The following is a 20,183-nucleotide window of genomic DNA, read 5'->3' as shown; positions in this document are numbered from 1 at the left end:
AGACCTGGTCGACGGACGGTTCTTCCGTCGATCCCCGAAGAGGATTCGTGGTGGGACACGTTTCTCGTAGAGTGGCAGGGTACGCACCGACAAGCGAAGGGTCTAACTTGTCCGCAACACTCGCCAAGGGTCAGAACGGTCCGCTGGCCACGAACGACGTGGTGGTCTCCATTCAGGTAGCGGCGCCTGCCGATCTATCCGCGCTTCTGGTCACCGAACAGGGCAAGGTCCGCTCCGATGCCGACTTCGTGTTCTACAACCAGCCGAACGGCCCCGGCGTGAATCTGCAGCCCTCACCCGGCGGACAGCCTGCGTCGCTGGCGGTATCGCTGAACGCGGTCCCGGCCGATATCGCCCAGGTGCGTGCGGTCATCACCCTCGACGATGCCAACAGCAACTTCGGTCAGTTCCCGCCGCCCATGGCGTATGTATCCGATCCGGCGGGCACCGTGCTGTACGAGTACCGGATCGAGGGGCTGACCACCGAGTCCATCGTGATCGCGCTCGAACTGTATCGCCGCCAGGGGGCGTGGAAGGTGCGTGCGGTCGGTCAGGGCTACGCCGGTGGGTTCGCCGCCCTGGTCACCGATCACGGTGTCACCGTGGATGATTCGCCTTCGACTCAGGCGGCTCCGCCCCAGACCGCCCCCGTGCCGCCACCGCCCGCGCCGACCGGTGTCGCGCCGGTCCCGCCGCCGCCCCCGCCGGGCCCCGGCGGACCGGGCTATCCGCCGCCGACCCAGCCCGCCTACCCCGCCCCGCAGCAGTACCCGTCCGCGCCCTACCCGCAGCAGGGTGCCGGCTACCCGCCGCCGGGTCCCGGCGGGCCGGGTTACCCACCGCCGACCCAGCCGGTTCCCCCGCCTCCGCCGCAGCAGGGTGGCGATATCAACCTCAGCAAGGACCGGCCGGTCAGCCTGCAGAAGGGCCAGCGGGTCAATCTGCGCAAGGAGGACGGCGGCGAGCTGACCTTCGTCAAGATGGGGCTGGGCTGGGATCCGGTGCGCCAGCGCGGGATGTTCGGTAGTCGCACCGTCGATATCGACCTGGACGCGTCGGTGGTCATGTTCGCCGATATGAACCCGGCGGATGTCGCCTACTACGGCCAGCTGAGCTCGAAGGACGGTTCGGTGCGGCATCAGGGTGACAACCTCACCGGTGAGGGCGAGGGCGACGACGAGGTGATCCTGGTCGACCTCACCCGGGTGCCCGCCCATATCAACACCCTCATCTTCATCGTGACCTCGTACAAGGGGCACACCTTCGCCCAGGTGCAGAACGCCTTCTGCCGATTGGTCGACGGCGCCGGCAATGCCGAACTCGCCCGGTACACCCTCGCCGGCGGTATGCCGTTCACCGCCATGGCGATGGCGAAGGTTTTCCGGGCCGGAACCGGATGGAAGATGCAGGCGATCGGCGAGGGATTCAATGCCAAACATCCCGGTGAGGCGATCCCCCAGTTGGGTCGGTTCCTGACGGTCTGAGCGCGGCGGGGGCGACACGGTGAATCAGTTGCGGCCGGGGCAGAATATCCCGCTCACCGGCGGTGTTGTCGTTTTTCGCGCGGAAGCCACGGTCCCCCTGGTCGTTTCGGCACTGGTGGTGGACGCCGACCTACGGGTCGGCTCGGCCGCGGATGTGGTCTCGGCGCAGCGGCCCCGAACGTCGGGTGTGCGGTTGGCGGTCGGGTCGACGGAGGTGACGGTCACACCGGCCGAGGTCCGAGCCGATGCACAGGCCGTCCTGCTGGTCGTCACGTCCGGTGTGGGCGCGAGCCTGGGCGCGGTGACCGCGGTACTGTCCGAAGGGGAGCAGCGGATCGCCGAATTCGCGATCGCGCCGACCGCCGGCGAAACGGCTCTGATCTGTTTCGAGGTGTATCGGCGGGGTGAGGGCTGGAAACTGCGCGCCATCGGACAGGGATATGCGGGCGGTCTCTCGGAACTGTTGTGCACCCACGGGGCGGAGTCGGAGGCACCCGCCGTGGCCGGTCGTACCGTGGGGGCGCAATCCGACGTCGGTGCGTCGACCGCGAGTGCGTTCTCCCCCACGTCCGGCTCCGCGGGGCAGCCGACGCCCGCCCCCGGTACGCCCCCGAACGGCCCGGAGGCTCCCCCGCTCGAGGTCGAGCACGGCCTGGAACGGCTGTGGATGATCTTCGAGGACGCGGCCCGGTCCGCGGCCGCGTTCGAATCCGCCCGCTCCTATGCGGCCAAACGGCTCGATCAGGAATTATCGGCCGCGGTCTCGGATCCGACGACCCGGAACACCCCGGCCGCCGAGGCCGCTCGGGCCGCGGCGCAGCAGCGCTACGACGAGCTCATCGCCACCGCGGAGAGCAACCACCAGCGTGACAGCGCCCAATTGCAGCGGGAGTTGGCCGAAGCCGATACGGTGCTGCCACCGTCGCTGGCGTCCTGGGAGTCCCCCGCCTGGGATCGTCCCCCCGTCCCCGCCGACGGTATCCGCCTCGGCGAGCTGTACGCGATGGATCGGGGTTCGCTGCGGATTCCCTACTGCGTTCCGGTACCGCTGAACCGCCCGCTGTGGATCGACACCGATTCGTCGGGCGCTGTCACTCCAGTGGTCGGTGCGCTGCTGGCGCGCTTGTTGGCGGCGACGCCGCAGCACCGGTCGGTTGTCGATCTCATCGACCTCACCGGCGCCTTCGGTGGATTGGTCGAATGGTTGACCCCGGTCCTGAGCGAACCCCCGGTCACCGACTACTCCGATATCTCGGCCCGATTGCAGACCTTGGTGGACAGCGCCGAACTCGCGGAGATGGCGTATCACAGCGGCGCCGCCGCGCCGCCGGCGCAACATCGCATCCTGGTGGCGGCGGATTTCCCCCACGGCTATCAACCGTTGGACGTGCAGCGTCTGGGGATGCTGCTGATGCGTGGCGGGCTGATCGGGCTGTCCACGGTGATCGTCGGGACCAACGAATCCGATTCGAGCGACGGTATGATCGCTGCGCTGTCGCGCTCCTGTCGGCATGTGCCCACGGTCGCGGGGACCCCACTGTTCGATCCGTGGACCGATAACGCCTGGCAATTGGACCTGGATCTGTTGCCGCTGGAGCCGGAACGCCAGGTCAGATTTCTGCGCGCTCGTTAGCCGGTGCCGTTGTGGGCGGCGCCCATCCGACCCGTCGCGTTGGGCGCCGCGCGGGTACCGATCCAGTGCGTATCGGGAGACAGCCGCGGCCGTAGCGGTTCCGGCAACCAGGGCAGCAGTGGGTCGGGCATGTCCTCGACGATGCCACCGACCGGATCGTCGGCGTCGTCGTTACGCACCGGATCCGTGTCCGGGCGGTAGATCTGGCGGATGATGAGCACACACAGTCCCAGCACCGCGAGATCTCGCAGGAACACCGTGCCGGTGAACCACTGCTCGGGTAGCCCTTTACGGTCGGTGCCCAGGTAGTAGAACATGCGCGGCACCCAGACCAGCGCGTCGATCGTCATCCACGCCAGCAGTATCCGTCGATGCGGCAGTGCCAGCACCGCCAATGGCACCAGCCACAGTGAATACTGTGGGCTCCACACCTTGTTCGTCAGCAGGAATGCCGCGACCACCAGGAAGCACAGCTGCGCCAGACGGGGCCGCCGCGGTGCGGTGAGGCCGATATAGGCGATCGATACGCATGCGGTGACGAACAGCAGCAGGGAGACGGTGTTGAGGATGGTCGGTGTTTCCCCGTATCGGAGCGGGCCGTCGAAACCGGTCCAACCCGTGAACGACGTGATCACGTTGTAGAGGGAGTCCGGATCCGCGTGCCGAGTGGTGTTGAGCCGGAAGAATTCTCGCCAACCGTTCGGATACAGCAGCGCGATCGGCAGGTTCACCACCGCCCAGGTCCCCATCGCAGCGCCGACGGTGAGGCCCGCGGCACCGAGGGGACGGCCGCCGAGCAGGCGCACCCGCTGTGGGGTTTCCCGTAGCCAGGCGAGCATGGTGCCGAATCCGTCGATATCCCCGATCCGGGTTCCCGTGTATGCACTGGGGGTGCGATGCATGGGATCGGCGCGCAGACACAACACCAGAATCGGGCCGAGCAGCAGCAGCGGATACAGTTTGGCCGCCCCGCCCAGCCCCAACAGCACACCGGCCGCCACCGGTCGGCGCCGGGCCCAGGCGAGCAGGCCCAGCATGGCGCAGGCCGTGGCCAGGGCGTCGAAGTTGGTGAAGCCGTGCACGATCACCAGCGGTGAACACGCCACCAGCGCGGCATCCCACACCCGTCGCCCGGACAGCAGCGCCGATGCCCAGACGGTGATCAGCCAAGCGACGGCCAGACCCACGGCGACCACATTGAAATAGATGACCACCTGTAGCGCTCCGGGCAGCGGTCCCGCGTCCCAACTCTTGGCGATGAGCATCGACAGGTACTGGTACAGACCCGATAGCACTGGATACTCCATGTACCGGACCTCGAAATCGCCGTTCGGGGTTTCCTCCACCCACGATTTCTTGTAGGGGAAGGCACCTTCGTTCAGCCGCTCCGCGCCGTACAACGGCACGGTGTCCGAGTAACACATGGCCGTGTACTGACGGCCATTGCTCCAGTCGAGGGTGAGTAGACCCTCATCGGTGGTGGTCTGCTGGATACAGCCGGCCTTGGTGGCCCAACCGAGCGCGAGGAAGACCACGGCGAAGGCCAGGAGCACCCGCATGGGCGTCCAGAAGCCGGCGCGTCCGATCAGGGCGTGATCACCCACCGGACCGCCGATCACCGTAGACAGCTGCGCCGTCAGTGAATCGTTGCGACTCGGTTTGTCCCGAGCGTCCACCGAGCGCAGGTCGGGGGCGAGCGGGCCGGGGGAGGTGTAGCGGACTGACCCGGACCGCCGCAGCGGTCCATCGGTGGAAATCGGTCCGCCGGTCGGCCCGCCCACCGATCGCTGCTCACTCACGGCACTCGAGAGTACCTGTCCCGGACGCATGTCCGGGAGTGAGGCAGGGGACCGACCGGATGTCGGTTGCCCGATATTCCTGTATCGAACGACGAGGCCGGAACCGTGCACACGGTTCCGGCCTCGCTCCGTTACGGGTCAGCGGCTGTATGTCGGCGCGCTGCCGGTATCGTCCTCGGTCCCGTACTCGCTGTCGTCGCCCTCGTCCTCGGGTTCGGACTCGTACGAGTTCACCCCGGGCCGCTGCCCGGTCGTGGGCATCGAACCGTCCGGGGGTGCTATCGGCTGGCCGGGCAACGGCCCCTCGTCCTGCTGTTGCTGCTGTTGAGGTTGGCGGCTGCGCGGATTGGGTTGTACGCCCGGAACCGGGATGGTGATACCGGGCAGAATCTCGATCTGGCTCGGTTCGATCACCACCGGCGGTTCGAATGGCGCCGGGGCGGCCGTCGACGACGGGCTGTACGGCGCGGTCCACTTGGGGACACCTGCCTGGCCCTTGATGGGCGCGGGCTTGGGGAAGTTCTCGTTGGGCGTGCCCTCGAGGGCGCCGTCCATGGTGTCCTTCCAGATATCCGACGGCAGGCTGGAGCCGTAGATCATCGCGCCGCCGTAGTTGCGCAGCGGCGAGTTGTCCGTGGTGCCCACCCAGACCGCGGTGGACAGTGACGGGGTGTATCCGACCATCCACGCGTCCTTGTTCTCTCCGGTGTCACCCAGCTGCGCGGTGCCGGTCTTGGCCGCGGATTTGCGTCCCCCGGCCAGACCGTGGTTGCGCGAGTAGGCCGCGATCGGCTCCATGGCCGCGGTGACATTGTCGGCAACCGCGGCCGAAACCCGGCGCTCGCCGGCCGGTTCACCGCGATCGAGCAGCACCTGACCGTCGGAGGTCACCACCTTCGAGACGAAATGCGGTTTGTGGTAGATGCCGGAGGCGGCCAGTGTGGCGTATGCCGAGGCCATATCCAGCGGCCGGGCCTGGTACTGGCCGAGCACGATACCGTTGTTGGGGCCGGAGCCGTCCGGTTCGGTGAGTGTTTTGCCCACACCCGGGATCTCCTCCGGGATACCCAGCTTGTGCCCCATATCGGCGATCTTCTGCGGGCCGTTCTGCATATCCAGCTGCATGCGGTAGAAGCTGGTGTTCAGCGATCGCTTGAGCGCCTCGGCGATGGTGCACATACCGCAGGATTCGCCCTCGACATTGGTGATCTTGATGCCGTTCACCGTGAGGGGTGAGCTGTCGTACATCTGGGACAGCGGAATCCCCATCTCGAGGTTCTGCGCCAGGCCGATCACCTTGAACGAGGACCCGGTCTGCAGACCGGCATTGGCGAAGTCGTAGCCGTAACCGTTCTCGCCGCCGTAGTAGGCGCGAACCGCTCCGGTACGGGGATCGATCGACACCACCGCCGTCCGCAGGTTCTCCGGTTCACCTTCCATGTTCTTGTGCACGGCGTCGAGGGCGGCCCGCTGCGCCTTCGCGTCGATGGTGGTGGTGATCTGCAGACCCGAGGTGTTCAATTGCTGTTCGCTGATGCCGGCCTCGGCCAGTTCCCCGAGAACCTGGGATTTGATATGTCCCTCCGGGCCGGTGCTCGAGGTCTGCTCACCCACCGTCGCTCCCGGCACCACCTGCGGGTACTGCAGGCTCTTGCGCTCGGCCTCGGACAGGTTGCCCTCGGCGACCATACCGTCGAGCACGTAGTTCCAGCGTGACTTCGCGTGTTCCGGGTTCTGTTCCGGGTCCAGCAGCGACGGCAGCTGGATGGTGGCCGCGAGCACCGCGCCCTCCGCCACGTCCAACTCCTGCACCGGCTTACCGAAGTACGCCTTGGCGGCGGCGTCGATGCCGTAGGCGCCGCGGCCGAAGAAGATGGTGTTGAGATAGGCGGTGAGGATCTCGTCCTTGCTCCACTGGCGGGCCATCTTCGCCGAGATCACCAGCTCGCGCAGCTTACGGTTCAGCGAGTGCTCATCACCCACCAGCGCGTTCTTGACGTACTGCTGGGTGATGGTCGACCCACCACCCGCGCTCTCCTTGCCGAGCAGGTTGTCCCGAGCCGCTCGCGCGAAACCGGTTATCGAGAAACCGGGATTGCTGTAGAAGTCACGGTCCTCGGCCGCGATCACGGCATTGCGCACATGCGGCGGGATCTGATCGATGGTCACCTCGGTGCGGTTGCCCTCCGGGGGAACCACCTTGGTGATCACCGTCTCCCCGTCCTCCGCGTAGATCGTCGCCACCTGATTGGTTTTGAGATCGCCGGGCTGGGGTACCGACACCGTGGAGTATGCGATCAGAAAGAGCACGCTCGGGACCACGATTGCCAATGCCACCAGGACATAGGCGACCCGTCGCACGATCTTCCAGGGGAATTTCTTCTGTCCCGACGGTCCGCGTCCGGAACCACCGGGTCCGCCCGGTCGGTTCGGGCCACCGGGTCCGCCCGGCCCGCCGGGGCCACGACCACCCGGCGCTCCGGGACGGCCGGGTCGGTCCATCGCCGGACGTGCTCCGGTGGCACCCGGCCTGCGCTCGCCGGGGTGCATGGCCCGGCGTTCACCGGTGGTGGGGCCGGGACGCGCCGTTACCGGGCGCGGTCCGGTCGCGCCGGCGCGGCCCGGAGGCATCGCTTCCGAACGGGACAGTTTCTGGGTGCCTTGTTCCCCGGGGCGGGGCGCTCGCTGATCGGCCGGTGGACGCCCGGGTGGCGGACCCATCCGCTGCGATGGGACCCGTGGATTTCCGCCGGTCGGCGGGGCCGGTCGTGGACCACCGGGGCCGGGACGGGGACCGTTCGGGCCCGGTCGTGGGCCGCCGGGTACCGGTGGACGTCCGCCCATGCCCTGACGAGGTGCCCCCATTTCGGGCCGTGGTCCCCCGCGGGGCGGCGCCGGCCGCTGTGGTTCCCGACCGGGATGTGAACTGCGCTGCGGGCGTCCACCGTGCGGATTATCGCCGGAGGGGGTCTCGTAGGGCGGATTCACTGCCAGGTTCTCCAAAGCTCGTATCGGTCAGGATGGCCGGTCTTTCCGTACCCGCCGCAGGCGTACCCGTCCCCCGACGGGTGGAAGGCGGGGTGGTCATTCCGCGGCGGTGCGCCTGTTCACCCGAGGGCCGGAACGTCGCCGGGTGGGAGTCTTCCCCAGGACATAGGACTGCACCAGGTGATTCCAGCTACAGGTTCGGCATACCTCGACGACATGCACCGTGAACTCTTCGCAGGTCTCGGCCAATCGTGTCAACTCCTCGGGACTGCGTGCCGAACCCGCGACGGGCCCCAGGCCGTCGCCGTAGACCCAGGATACGAGCGTCAACTGTTCTTTCCGGCAGATGGGACATGTGACCTCACTCCCCCGGCCGTGGAACTTTGCCGCACGTAACAAATAGGGGTTGGCGTCGCACACTTCGGCGACGTCGACACGGCCCGCATAGACGTCAGCCAGCAGCGACCGGCGCCGGAGCGCGTAGTCGACCACTTGCCGCTGAATTAGCACGCCCACCAGAGTAGCCGTGTCCAATTCGACTCGCCCGAGCCCGGCGTCCGGGAACCGGAGCGTACCCGGTGTCGGCATCGCCGCGGTATCCGGTTTTCGCGGATCATGCCCCCACGACGTGCGAGGAAACCCCGGTGTGCCGGGTCACACATCGAATGTGGAAATGGCCCATGTGTGACAAGGGCACTATCGGATGACCGAATGTACCGGTCGGCATTGGATTTTCGATCAACCGCGAACGGGAAAATTCTCGGTGGCAGTAAAATTCGACCGTGTCATTTCCAGCGCGAGACCGGTTGCGTGCGCGCGATATCGATCGGGCGAACACATCCGCCGCGCTGGACACCGCCTATGCCGAAGGGCAGCTGGAGGCGGATGAATACCACGACCGACAGGCGCGCGCCCGGTCGGCGCGGACATTGGCCGAACTGAGCGCCCTGACCGACGATCTCCAAGGAGTGCCCGAGCAGGTCGCTGCGCCGCCGATGCCGGCTCGAAAGCGATCGTCTCCGAGTCGCTGGTATCTGTCGGCGGTCACGGTGGCGGCGCTGGCGGCCGCCTACGGCGCGTATGCGGTCACTGCTCGTCCGGTGCCGGAGCCACCACCCGAGCGGCCTGCCGCGGTCGAGCGGCCGGTTACCCCGCCGCCCGAACCGGGCCCGGTCGAACCGCTGGTGGTGGGTACCCCTGCATTGGTGACCGCGGAGGGAGTGGCGAAATTCATCGAGGCCTACCGCCTCGAATTCGGCGATACCGTCGCCGACGAGGTGTTGCTGTATCCCGACCACGGGTCGATCTCGCGTGCGCCGACCGACCGCCCGAACCGGCCGGCCCGCTACGACTACCGGGGAGGTTTTCGGCAATCCGGCGGGCTCGTCACCCGAAAGGTCGGTACGCCGACCGTGGATCTGGCGGCGGTGAACATCCCGGCGCTCGGCGCCGCACTCGCCGACGTGGTCGTGACGACCCGCGTTCCTGATGGAACCGTGCACCATATCCAGGTGCGCTGTGATGGTCTGTTCGGCGCTCGGGTGCCCACGGTGACGATATTCGTGGACAACACCTTCCGGGAATCGGGGTATATCCGGCTCGATCCGAGCGGTCGGGTGTTGAGCGTGCACGAATTCGAAGGGTGATCCCGATGGCGAGGGGTGAGCTGCGGGCACGCGACAGCGATCGGGTCGAGATCTGTGGTCTGCTCGACGGTGCCCTGGCCGATGGCCAACTCACCCCGGACGAACACGCGGAACGCACCACCACGGCGATGCGAGCACCTACCCTCGCCGCATTGCGTGAGTTGGTGGCCGATCTGCAGGTGGCGGCCGAGCCGGTGTTCGCCTCGGCGCGTCCCGAGCGGTCCGGTAGGCGCTGGTGGGCGGCGCTCGCGGTGATCACGGCCGCCGCGGTGCTCGGCGCGACGGTGGGCGCGCTGCACACTCCGACGGCCGAGCTCGCGCGGGCCGCGCCCGTGGCCGAGCGGTCTCCGTCGCCGAAGGGGCCGAGTCCGGTGACGGGGCCCGGTCTGACGGCTCTGGTCGACGCCTATCGGCAGGCATTCGGCGATACCGTCGTCGATACCATCTCGGCGCATCCGGACTTCGCGCTCGTGCAGCGTATCGATCTGGTCACCGAGCAGCCGATTCTCTACCGCTATGCCGACGAGAAATTCGAGCGAGTATCCGGTTCGGTGGTGAGTTGGGCCGCCGGCCGGCCGATCGATCTGGGCACCATCGATGTATCGGTGCTGGCCCGCCTATTGGCCGGCGCGCCGGAGAGCACGCGAGTGCCGGACGGCACGGTGGATCACATCGGTATCGGTTACGAGCTCGCCGTGCCCCTCGAGGAGGGGCCCGTGGTCGAGATCTTCGTGAAGAATTCCGCCGGGTCCACCGGTCATATGGTGGTGTCCCCGGCCGGGAAACCACTGGCGATCTTTCCGGCCCGCTGAGTCGGTCGATATCGGGGTCTCGGTCGAACCATCCGTTCGACCTGCGGTGATGCCGTAGCGCGTTCGGAGTGACCCAGGAAGCACTATGCATGGTTATATCGCCCCGATATAGTGGGCAATCGCATCCATTGGTTAGGTCTGCACAGAAGTCAGGAGGTGAAGCCCGATGCTCGAACTGGCAATTCTCGGGCTGCTCCTGGAAGCGCCCATGCACGGATACGAGCTGCGCAAGCGGCTGACCGGCCTGCTGGGAGCGTTTCGTGCCTTCTCCTACGGATCGCTGTATCCGACCCTGCGGCGTATGCAGGCGGCCGGACTGATCGTGGAGGAGGTTCCCGAGGGCGCGACCACGACCCGGCGCGCTCGACGGGTCTACACGCTGACCGAGGCCGGGCGGGAACGATTCAACGAACTTCTCGCCGATACCGGACCGCAGAACTACACCGATGACGGCTTCGGCGTCCACCTCGCCTTCTTCAGCCGCACCCCCGCGGAAGCGCGGATGCGGATCCTGGAGGGCAGGCGGCGTCAGGTCGAGGAGCGCCGAGAGGGGCTGCGGGAAGCGATCAAGAAGGCCGGCGGCTCATTGGATCGCTACACCCGTCAGCTCCATCAACTCGGACTCGAATCAAGCGAGCGCGAAGTGCGCTGGCTCAACGAGTTGATTGCGGCGGAGCAATCGACGAAGGCGACACCACAGAAAGAGGGAAATATCGGCCATGAGTAGTGGATCGGACACAGCCGGCGTCGAGCGGGCTGATAACAACACTCGGGTTCGCGTCGCCATCGTGGGTGTGGGCAACTGTGCCTCCTCGCTGGTCCAGGGTGTGCAGTACTACCGGGACGCGGACGACACCGCCACGGTCCCCGGCCTCATGCATGTGCGATTCGGCCCCTACCACGTCCGCGACGTAGAGTTCGTGGCCGCGTTCGACGTGGACGCCAAGAAGGTTGGCTTCGACCTGTCGGAGGCGATCTTCGCCAGTGAGAACAACACCATCAAGATCTCCGATGTGCCGCCGCTCGATGTCGTGGTACAGCGCGGCCCGACCCTCGACGGCATCGGCAAGTACTATGCCGAAACCATCGAGCTCGCCGACGTCGAGCCCGTCGACGTGGTCCAGGCGCTCAAGGACGCCGAGGTCGATGTGCTGGTCTCCTACCTGCCGGTCGGGTCGGAAGAGGCGGACAAGTTCTACGCCCAGTGCGCCATCGACGCGGGTGTCGCGTTCGTGAACGCGCTGCCGGTGTTCATCGCCTCCGATCCGGAATGGGCCGAGAAGTTCCGCGCGGCCGGTGTGCCGATTGTCGGTGACGACATCAAGAGCCAGGTCGGTGCGACCATCACCCACCGCGTGATGGCCAAACTGTTCGAGGACCGCGGCGTGCAGCTGGACCGCACCATGCAGCTGAACGTCGGCGGCAATATGGACTTCAAGAACATGCTCGAGCGGGAGCGGCTGGAGTCGAAGAAGATCTCCAAGACCCAGGCCGTCACCAGCAACCTGAAGAAGGAGCTGGGCGCGGGCGATGTGCACATCGGCCCGTCCGACCACGTCGGCTGGCTCGACGACCGCAAGTGGGCCTATGTCCGGCTCGAGGGTCGTGCCTTCGGCGATGTGCCGCTGAACCTGGAATACAAGCTCGAGGTGTGGGACTCGCCGAACTCGGCGGGCATCATCATCGACGCGGTGCGCGCGGCCAAGATCGCCAAGGACCGCGGCATCGGCGGACCGGTCATCCCGGCCTCGGCCTACCTGATGAAGTCGCCGCCGCAGCAGATGCCCGACGATGTGGCCCGCGCCGAGCTGGAGGCCTTCATCGTCGAAGGGTGAGACCTTGACGGGAAGGCCGGTCGGTACCGCCGACCGGCCTTCCCGTTTTTCATGGGATAGGGTCGCCGCCGGACACTCGTGCGCCGGGCGGCGGCTCGGCTCAGTCCAGGGAGACGTACACCTCGACCGAGGTCGGGCCGGTATAGCGTTCGAGTTCGGCGGTGTGGGAACGGGTGATGGTGCCCGCGCTCTCCGCCCGACGAACCTGTGCCCAGGCCGTGCGCAGCAGATCGTAGGGCTTGTCCGTGACGACGAACCTGGCGTAGCGGCCGCCGGGTACGCGGGTCAGCACATCGCCGGGGTCCATATCCGCGAGGGATTCGATCTGATATCCGAGCACGGCCACCGCATGGTCGTTCTGCTCGATATAGGCGGCAACCCGGGGGGCGTTCTTTCCTCGGGCCAGGTAGCGGTCCCAGGTGAAGTTGACCAGGTCCAGGTCGCGGGCGGACACCTCGCGGCCGGCCAGCGGGACGGTCAGGCCGGCGATCAGGCATTCGTCCAAGGTGACGATTTCGAAGTCCACGGTTGTTCCTACCTGTTGCCCTGTGTTACCCGGTCACCGGCTCATCGGCCAAGGACACGAAGACCTCCACCGTGCGTGTGTCGGGATAGCGCTCGTAGTCGCCGGTATAAGCGCGCGTCAGAGTACCGGCGGCTTCGGCATCCCAGATCGCTCGCCAGACGGTGACGATGACATCCCCCAGATTGTCACCGCTGAGGGTGAATCGGGCGAACCGGCCCCCGGGTATCCGGGCCAGCACATCACCGGGCAGCAGATCGTCGATGCTGCGGCAGCGATAGCCCACGATATGGGTCAGGTAGGAGTTGATCTCCGGCGCATGGTCGATGAACGCGCTGGCCGGTGGTCCCGGTAAGGACCGGGCCAGATTGCGTTTCCACGCCTGCTCCACCTTGGCGCGGCGTGGTCCCTCCACGGCGAGTGCCGGGCTGCGCAACACCATGCCCGCCACCAGCGTTTCCGGGCGTTCAACGACATTGAAATCCACCGGCGTAGCCCCTATGTCTCGTCATTTGTCGTCGCTCGAGCGCTATCCTTCCGCATTCCCACCCCGATACCGGCGTCGGCCCGGTGTCGTGTCGGCGTCGCCGCGCGAAGCGGGCCCGCTCGGTCGGGGCGTGGATCGCCCTTGTTTCGACCGACGAACTCTTGTTCTGGCCAACGATGCTGCCATGCCATCCGTTCCCGGAGGGCCTACGGCATGGGAATGCTCAGGCCGGGGAAGATTTCCACCAGGCGCGGTGGCGGTGGCGCGGGCGCCGGGACCCCCGGCGGTGGATGGCCGGGACCGGGTTCCTGTTCCGGTTCCGGCTCGATTGTCGGGACCGGCTGTTGGCCGGCCTGTTCCGAAGCGGGCGGGATCACGATGAACGGTTCTTGTGACGGGGGTTGCGGAGCCTGCGGCGGATTGAGGATGTCGTACGGGTTGCCTACCGCGCCGGCCTGCGGCGGCGGAGCCGCGGGGGCGGGTGGTGGTGCGGGTGCCGGTGGTTCGAGCGGGGTGCCGACCAGGGCGCCGTCCATGGTTTGTTTCCAGATATCGGCCGGTAGGCCGGAACCGTAGATCCGGGCGCCGCCGGCGGTGAGCAGCGGCTGCGAGTTCTCGGTTCCGATCCACACCGCGGTGGACAGGGTGCGGGTGAAACCGACCATCCAGGCGTCCTTGTTCTGTCCGGTATCGCCCAGCTGGGTGGTGCCGGTTTTCGCGGAGGCGGGGCGATCGGCCAGAGCGTGTCCGTTGGAGTAGGCCGGTATCGGCAGCATGGCCTGCGCGGTTCGATCGGCGATATCGGGGGGTATGCGCTGCTCTCCCCGCGGTAGGGGTTCGCCGACCGGTTTCGCGGGGTCGCGGTCCAACAGCACCGTGCCGTCGCCGGCCACCACTCGCTGAACGAAATACGGTTGATGGTAGATCCCTTGCGCTGCGATCGTGGCATAGGCCGAGGCCATATCGATCGGACGCACCAGATAGGTGCCGAGCACGATTGCCGGAACGGGCTGTCCGCCGTTCTCGCTCAACGTCCTGCCCTCGACCCCGGGGATCTCTTTCGGAATACCGGCCTGGTGGGCGGCGTCGGCGATGGCCTGGGGCCCATTCGCCATCTCCAGGGTGAGTCGGTAGAAGCTGGTGTTGAGCGAGCGTTTGAATGCCTCCGACAGCGGACACACCCCGCAGGACTCGTCCTCGACATTGCGCACCAAGGTCCCATTGACCTCCACCGGGGCGCTGTCGAAGGGCCGGGAGAGCGGGATTCCCTGCTGGAGCGCCGCGATGACGGCGAACGTCTTGAATGCCGAACCGGTCTGCACCGGCGCCTGAGCGAAATCGAAACCGAGCCCGTCGGCGCCACCGTAATAGGCGCGTACCGCCCCCGACTGCGGATCGATGGCCACCACCGCGGCCCGCAGTTCCGGCGGCTGGCCCTCCAACCGGCCGCGGACCGCATCCACGGCCGCCTGCTGCGCCCGGGGGTCGATGGTGGTGGTGATCTGCAAGGCCCCTGTATTCAGGGTCTGCTCGGAAATTCCCGCCTCGAGCAGTTCCCGCAAAACCTGGGCGCGGATCAACCCCTCCGGGCCGTGGATATTCGCATCGGGCGGGGCGGGCACCGGGACAATGGGCGGGAACACCATGGCCTTGCGGTCCTCCGGCTTCAGGGTGCCCATCTCCACCATGCCGTCGAGGACGTAGTTCCAGCGTTGCTGAAGCCCCAGCAGGTGGTTCTGCGGATCCAGGGTCGACGGGGAACGGATCAGCGCGGCGAGTACCGCGCCCTCCGCAACGGTCAGTTGGGAAACCGGCTTACCGAAGTACGCTGTGGCGGCGGCCGCGATTCCGTAGGCGCCGCGACCGAAATAAATGGTGTTGAGATAGGCGGCGAGAACCTCGTCCTTGGTCCACTGTTGCGCCATCTTGGCGGAGATGACCAGCTCACGCAGTTTTCGGGCCACGGTGCGTTCCGGGCCGAGGAAGGCGTTCTTGACGTACTGCTGGGTGATGGTGGATCCGCCGCCCGCACCGGCCCGGCCGAGCAGATTGTCCCGGACGGCCCGGACCATGCCCGAGGTCGAATAACCGGGGTTGCGGTAGAAATCGCGATCCTCGGCCGACAACACCGCATCCCGGACCGGGACCGGAACCTCCGACAGCGGAATGGGAATGCGATTGCCGTCGGGCGGGACGAATCTGGCGAGCACCGTGGTGCCGTCCGAGGCGGTGACGGTGGCCACCTGGTTGGTGCGCATTTCGTGCGGTTCGGGAATCTCCGCCCCCCAATAGAACAGGGTGGCCAATAATGCCGGCAGGCCGACCAGGATGACGAACAGCGCCAGCAACAGATGGCGGATGCGTTGTCGTCGGGTGCGCGGGGGCCGCGGACCGCGGTCCGGACGCGGCGGGCGTGGCAGCCGGGGTTTGAGGTCCATCGGCGCGAAGCCGTAGCCGCCGGTCGATGGGTAGGACGTGTTCCATCCGGCGAGCGAGGCATAGGGCGCATCCCCCGACCTTCGATGCTTGCGCCGGAAACGGAACGAGCTCACGATCATCTCCTCTCGGAGCGTCGGAAAAACTCACATCGTCACGAAAGCAGGACCGCGTACCTACCCGTTACTCGGATCACGATGTCACTCGAACCGCACGGTTCATATCATCCCAGCATAACGAGTGATCAGCTCTTGACACCGCCGGCGGTGAGCCCGGATATGATTCTGCGCTGAAACAGCAACACCATGATCACCAACGGCACGGTCACCAGGGTGCCCGCCGCCATAATCGCCGTATAGGGCTGGACCAGTGGGTTGTTACCGGAGAAACGAGCGATCGCAACCGTGACCGGTTCGGTGGAGCCGCCGGAGAGCAGCCGCGCCAGCAGATACTCGTTGACCGCAGCGATGAACGCCAGGATGGCGGTGGTGAATACCGCCGGCGCCGCCAGGGGCAGCATCACCAGACGAAACGCCTGCAATTTGGTCGCGCCATCGATGCGAGCCGCCTCCTCCAGCTCCCAGGGCAGTTCGGCGAAGAAAGACGCCAGAACGTAGACGGTCAGCGGCAGGACGAACGAGATGTTGGGGATGATCAGCGCCTGATATTCGCCGATCCAGCCGATATCGGTGAACAGTTGGAACAGCGGGGTCACCAGTACCACCACCGGGAACATCGATGCGCCCAGGATCAACCCGGAAACCACATACCTACCGCGGAAGGTGAGCCGTGCCAGCGCATAGGCCGCCATCACCCCGATCACCAGAGCGATGACGGTGCTCGTCGCACCGATGAGCACACTGTTGAACAGTGCCCGACCGAAATCGTTGCCACGACTGGTATCGAACACATCCCGGAAGTTCTCCAGGGTGAAATGGGTCGGCCACGGTGTGCTGTCGAAGGTGTAGTCGGGGTCGCGGAAGGCGGTCACCGCCATCCAGTAGAACGGTCCGAGCCCCCAGACGAGCACGATCAACGCGCCCAGATAGATACGCGCCGAACCGAGCCTGCGCCGCCACGGGGCGCGGGCGCGACGAGGAGTGTCGGTCTGCTGCGTCGTCGTGGCCGCCATCATGCCTTCCGCTGTTCTTCCTGCGTCCGCACCGCGTTCGCGCCCAGAATCTTCACCAGGACGAAGGCCGCCGCGAAGATCACCAGGAAGGTGATCGTCGACAGCGCGGCCGCGCTGTTGGGGCCCTGGCGGGTCTGTTCCACCACCAGCACCGACAGCGTCCGGGTGGCCGGGTTGTTACCGGTCATGATGGCGGGCAGGTCATACATGCGCAGCGCATCCATGGTGCGGAACAACACCGCCACCAGCAGAGCCGGTTTCAGCAGTGGCAGGGTGATCTGGGTGAATCGTTGCCAGGCCGAGGCGCCGTCCACCCGGGCCGCCTCGTAGACATCGTTCGGAATGGCCTGAAGTCCGGCCAGCAGCAGCAGCGCCATGAACGGCGCGGTTTTCCAGACATCGGCCGTGATCACCGCGATCCGGGCGGGCCATTCGTCGGTGGTCCACAGAATGCCGGTGCCGAGCACCCGGTTGACCACGCCGTCGTACTGGAACATGAATTCCCACAGCCGCGCGGTCACCGCCGTCGGAATGGCCCACGGGATGAGTACCGCGGCCCGCAGCAGTGCCCGGCCGGCGAAGGTCTTGCCCATCACCATGGCCATTCCGAGTCCGATGAGGACCTCCAGCGAAACCGTCACCACGGTGAAGAACAGCGTGACACCGGTGGCCGTCCAGAACTGGGAGCCCAGGTTGCCGGTGGGGCAGGAAGTGGTGCCGCCGGTGATCATCTGGCACTGGCCCAGCAGCCAGTGTGCGTAGTTGTAGAAGGTGAAGGAATGGTCCGCGACGAACAGTCCGGTCACATCGTCGAGCCGGTCGTCGGGGTGCACCGACATCCACACCGCCCGCACCACCGGGTAGCCGATCACCACGGCCAGCGCCAGCAGCACCGGAGAGACGAACAGCCAGGCCTTGCCGGACTTCTGCAATTCGACACGCAACCGATCGCCGATCCCCCTACCGGGTTGCGTGCTGTCCCGAGGCGCTGTGGTCACATGCTCGGGTGTTTCTGTGCGGATCGGCGCCTGTTCGGCCGTTCCGGAAGGATCCGACACCGTTTCTCTCTCCTACGGGCTCGCCGGGTCCGGCTGAACAATCGCTACGATCCGGCTGTCTCAATACCTTTCTGCATGCCGATAATCGCGTCGTCCACGGACTTCGTTCCGTTCAAGGCAGCATAAGCATTGTCCTGGATGGCCTTGGACACTGCCGGGTAAAAGGGGGTTACCGGGCGTGGCACCGCGCTGGCGATCGAATCCCGTAGCGCGGTGAGATACGGCATCTTGGCGATCAACGCCGGATCGTCGTACACGGAGGCACGGACCGGCGGTAGTGCGCCCGAGGCGATGATGTGCTGGGCTTCCTCACTGATCAAGAACTTCAAGAAATCCAGCGCGGTGGCCTTGTTCTGGGAGAACGCGCTGATCGCGGCGTTGTAGCCACCGAGGGTGGACGCGCCGATCCCGGTTTTGCCGGGCAGTGGGGCCACCCCGAACTTGTCTCGCACCGTCGAGGACTCGGAGGCCGCGTCCCCGTAGGTGGACGGCCAACTCCGCAGGAACATGAGCCGGCCTGAGGTGAAGGCGGACCCGCTCTCGGGTTCCTTGAACGTAATGGCCTCCCGCGGGATGACGCCGGTGCGGTAGGCGTCCACCAGCTGCGCCAGACCGGCGCGGGATTCGGGGCTGTTGACGGTGGGGGTTTTGCCGTCGGAACCGACGAAGGTGCCGCCGAAGGCATTGATCACCTCGGCGGTGTTCACCGTCAACCCTTCGTAGGGTGCGAACTGGCCTGCATAGCAGCCGATGCCGTTGCTCTGGGCGAGCGGACAGTGCGACAGCATCTCATCCCAGGTGCGTGGGGGGTTCGGGACCAAATCCTTGCGGTAGAACAGCAGACCGCCGTTGGTATTGCGCGGTGCGGCGTAGAGAGTGTTGTTGTAGGTGGCGCTGGCGACCGTCGGCGGCAGCAGCGGCGAGGTGTCGATGGTGAAATCGCCCTCGAGCGGCTGGATCCAGCCCTTCGCCGCGAATTCGGCGGTCCACGGAACGTCCAGGGCGACCACGTCGTAGTCGGCGGATTTCGAGCGCATGTGCTCGACCAGGTCGTCGTACTGGGCGGACGCGTCGTTGGACTGTTCCTTGTAGGTCACCTGCTCGTTCGGGTGGGTGGCGTTCCACCGTTCGATGAGCTGCTTCACCGCCCCCGTCTCGGTGGTGTCCTTGCCCTCGACATAGGTGATGGGACCGCGGCCGGTCAGGTTCTCGGCGGTCGGTTCGGTGCTGGTGTTCGTTCCACAGGCACCGGCGAAGGTGGCGGTCAGCAGCGCGGCCGCGATCGGTGCGAGCGCGGCGCGAAGAGACGGCACCTTCTTCAAAACCATCGTGGAACTCCATGGTCGACACGTGAGCGGCGGCACACCGGGGTCGGTGCACAAGGCAAGATACCCGCTGTCCATCCGCCGTGCCGGGCGGATCCGAAGACGGGCCGGCTACGCTGACCGGTGATGACGTCTGCACACCCGGTAACCGATCGGTTGCTCACCCGAATCGGCGGTCTGCTGCGCAAGGCCGAGTCCACCGACAACGAGCACGAAGCGGAAGCGTTCATGGCGGCTGCGCAGCGGCTGGCCACCCGCTCCTCGATCGATCTGGCGGTGGCGCGCGCCCATGTGAGGGGGCGGGAACACCCCACCACACCGATCCAGCGGGTCATCCCCATCGGCGAGGCCGGCCGTAAGGGGCTGCGCACCTACGTCCAGTTGTTCGTGGCGATCGCCGCCGCCAATGATGTGCGCTGCGATGTTGCTCGCGCCTCGACCGAGGTGTACGCCTATGGATTCGCCACCGATATCGCGACCTGCGAGGCGCTGTACACGAGTTTGCTGGTGCAGATGGTGCGGGCCTCGGACCACTACATCAAATCGGGGGCGTACCGCGGTGCGACGATGGAGAAATTGGTCACCGAGGTGCGCGGCGGCCGCCGGGTGCGGCGGCGTGTGGTGGTCCCGGTCGCGGCGGTGACGGCCCGACTGAACTTCCAGATGGCATTCGCGGCGCGGATCGGAGCGCGCCTGGCCGAGGCGAAAGCGGAGGTCGAGCGGGCGGCGACGGAACCGACCGGTGATTCGGCGGCGCGCGAGGCGGCGGCCGGTACCGCATTGGCGCTGCGCGGTAAAGAACTGGAACTGACCGATTTCTACACCCGCACCTCGCAGGCGCGCGGCACCTGGCGGGGGCCGCAGGCCTCCACGGGTTACGTGCCCGAGGCTCGACGCGCCGGTGACCGAGCGGGCCGGGCCGCCCGGCTGGGTACCGCGCCCGAACTCGCCGCACCCCGTGGCAGGCTGACCGCCGGTGGATAGGAGCGAAGAGGGGATTCGGTCGTTGGCCGGTGATATGTCAA

The 20,183-nt window shown here is 66.7% G+C and carries 16 protein-coding genes; 7 read left to right on the top strand and 9 right to left on the bottom strand.

All coding sequences use genetic code 11. The annotated features are described in order from the left end of the window. Positions 1-107: 107 nt before the first annotated feature. Both ON32_RS22850 and ON32_RS22845 read left to right on the top strand, forming a co-directional pair. Positions 108-1,484 (top strand): TerD family protein, encoded by a 1,377-nt coding sequence (locus ON32_RS22850; RefSeq protein WP_040793038.1) that lies wholly within the window; start codon positions 108-110, stop codon positions 1,482-1,484. Positions 1,485-1,503: 19 nt separating this feature from the next. Continuing rightward, positions 1,504-3,117: a TerD family protein gene (locus ON32_RS22845; RefSeq protein WP_040793037.1), complete on the top strand. Its 1,614-nt coding sequence runs from the start codon at positions 1,504-1,506 to the stop codon at positions 3,115-3,117. Here the strand turns inward: ON32_RS22845 and ON32_RS22840 are convergent. The 3 genes from ON32_RS22840 to ON32_RS22825 form a co-directional block, all read right to left on the bottom strand. After that, positions 3,114-4,874 (bottom strand): glycosyltransferase family 87 protein, encoded by a 1,761-nt coding sequence (locus ON32_RS22840; protein ID WP_373284361.1) that lies wholly within the window; start codon positions 4,872-4,874, stop codon positions 3,114-3,116. The genes ON32_RS22845 and ON32_RS22840 overlap by 4 nt on opposite strands. 180 nt (positions 4,875-5,054) lie before the next feature. Further along, the gene (locus ON32_RS22835) at positions 5,055-7,637 is read right to left on the bottom strand and encodes a transglycosylase domain-containing protein (protein WP_245551258.1); all 2,583 of its coding nucleotides are present in this window, start codon (positions 7,635-7,637) and stop codon (positions 5,055-5,057) included. 363 nt (positions 7,638-8,000) lie between these two features. Then, positions 8,001-8,420, bottom strand: coding sequence for a DUF5318 family protein (locus ON32_RS22825; RefSeq protein ID WP_174361663.1), 420 nt, complete (start codon positions 8,418-8,420; stop codon positions 8,001-8,003). A gap of 266 nt (positions 8,421-8,686) precedes the next feature. Between ON32_RS22825 and ON32_RS22820 the strand changes: the two genes are divergently transcribed. From ON32_RS22820 to ON32_RS22805, 4 genes are all read left to right on the top strand, one after another. After that, positions 8,687-9,550 (top strand): DUF1707 SHOCT-like domain-containing protein, encoded by an 864-nt coding sequence (locus ON32_RS22820; RefSeq protein WP_040793036.1) that lies wholly within the window; start codon positions 8,687-8,689, stop codon positions 9,548-9,550. 5 nt (positions 9,551-9,555) lie between these two features. Further along, complete coding sequence (locus ON32_RS29695) at positions 9,556-10,362, top strand: DUF1707 SHOCT-like domain-containing protein (protein WP_040793125.1); 807 nt, start codon at positions 9,556-9,558, stop codon at positions 10,360-10,362. A 166-nt stretch (positions 10,363-10,528) separates the two neighbouring features. After that, positions 10,529-11,089, top strand: coding sequence for a PadR family transcriptional regulator (locus ON32_RS22810; RefSeq protein ID WP_040793035.1), 561 nt, complete (start codon positions 10,529-10,531; stop codon positions 11,087-11,089). Beyond that, the gene (locus tag ON32_RS22805) at positions 11,082-12,197 is read left to right on the top strand and encodes an inositol-3-phosphate synthase (protein WP_051133580.1); all 1,116 of its coding nucleotides are present in this window, start codon (positions 11,082-11,084) and stop codon (positions 12,195-12,197) included. The genes ON32_RS22810 and ON32_RS22805 overlap by 8 nt, the downstream gene beginning before the upstream one ends. Positions 12,198-12,297: 100 nt before the next feature. On the opposite strand, the gene ON32_RS22800 is transcribed toward ON32_RS22805, so the two are convergent. The 6 genes from ON32_RS22800 to ON32_RS22775 all read right to left on the bottom strand — a co-directional run bounded on the left by ON32_RS22800 (position 12,298) and on the right by ON32_RS22775 (position 19,161). After that, a complete protein-coding gene (locus tag ON32_RS22800; protein WP_040793034.1) occupies positions 12,298-12,723 on the bottom strand; it encodes a GyrI-like domain-containing protein in 426 nt (141 codons plus the stop codon). 25 nt (positions 12,724-12,748) lie between these two features. Further along, entirely contained in the window at positions 12,749-13,207 is a 459-nt protein-coding gene (locus ON32_RS22795) for a GyrI-like domain-containing protein (RefSeq protein WP_040793033.1), read from the bottom strand. A gap of 206 nt (positions 13,208-13,413) precedes the next feature. Next, a complete protein-coding gene (locus tag ON32_RS22790; RefSeq protein ID WP_040793032.1) occupies positions 13,414-15,765 on the bottom strand; it encodes a transglycosylase domain-containing protein in 2,352 nt (783 codons plus the stop codon). A 122-nt stretch (positions 15,766-15,887) separates the two neighbouring features. Next, positions 15,888-16,778, bottom strand: a complete 891-nt coding sequence (locus ON32_RS22785; protein WP_085995245.1) for a carbohydrate ABC transporter permease — start codon at positions 16,776-16,778, stop codon at positions 15,888-15,890. After that, entirely contained in the window at positions 16,775-17,833 is a 1,059-nt protein-coding gene (locus ON32_RS22780) for a carbohydrate ABC transporter permease (protein WP_083874727.1), read from the bottom strand. Before ON32_RS22780 ends, ON32_RS22785 begins: the two co-directional genes overlap by 4 nt. Before the next feature lie 44 nt (positions 17,834-17,877). Next, on the bottom strand, positions 17,878-19,161 hold the full coding sequence (locus tag ON32_RS22775) for an ABC transporter substrate-binding protein (protein WP_040793031.1): 1,284 nt from the start codon (positions 19,159-19,161) through the stop codon (positions 17,878-17,880). Positions 19,162-19,284: 123 nt separating this feature from the next. Here ON32_RS22775 and ON32_RS22770 point away from each other — a divergent pair, with 123 nt between their 5' ends. Beyond that, positions 19,285-20,142 (top strand): DUF2786 domain-containing protein, encoded by an 858-nt coding sequence (locus tag ON32_RS22770; protein ID WP_051133579.1) that lies wholly within the window; start codon positions 19,285-19,287, stop codon positions 20,140-20,142. Positions 20,143-20,183: the final 41 nt, after the last annotated feature.

This window comes from Nocardia paucivorans NBRC 100373 (assembly GCF_000308675.1).
GTDB lineage: Bacteria > Actinomycetota > Actinomycetes > Mycobacteriales > Mycobacteriaceae > Nocardia > Nocardia paucivorans.
Note: the sequence above shows the minus strand (reverse complement) of the source record. Positions and strands in the feature narration are given on the sequence as shown.

Coding starts and splice junctions, on each gene's coding strand:
- ON32_RS22835 (WP_245551258.1), bottom strand. CDS start 7,637: ATGGGTCCGCCACCCGGGCGTCCACCGGCCGATCAGCGAGCGCCCCGC.
- ON32_RS29695 (WP_040793125.1), top strand. CDS start 9,556: ATGGCGAGGGGTGAGCTGCGGGCACGCGACAGCGATCGGGTCGAGATC.
- ON32_RS22810 (WP_040793035.1), top strand. CDS start 10,529: ATGCTCGAACTGGCAATTCTCGGGCTGCTCCTGGAAGCGCCCATGCAC.
- ON32_RS22805 (WP_051133580.1), top strand. CDS start 11,082: ATGAGTAGTGGATCGGACACAGCCGGCGTCGAGCGGGCTGATAACAAC.
- ON32_RS22790 (WP_040793032.1), bottom strand. CDS start 15,765: ATGATCGTGAGCTCGTTCCGTTTCCGGCGCAAGCATCGAAGGTCGGGG.
- ON32_RS22785 (WP_085995245.1), bottom strand. CDS start 16,778: ATGATGGCGGCCACGACGACGCAGCAGACCGACACTCCTCGTCGCGCC.
- ON32_RS22775 (WP_040793031.1), bottom strand. CDS start 19,161: ATGGTTTTGAAGAAGGTGCCGTCTCTTCGCGCCGCGCTCGCACCGATC.
- ON32_RS22770 (WP_051133579.1), top strand. CDS start 19,285: ATGACGTCTGCACACCCGGTAACCGATCGGTTGCTCACCCGAATCGGC.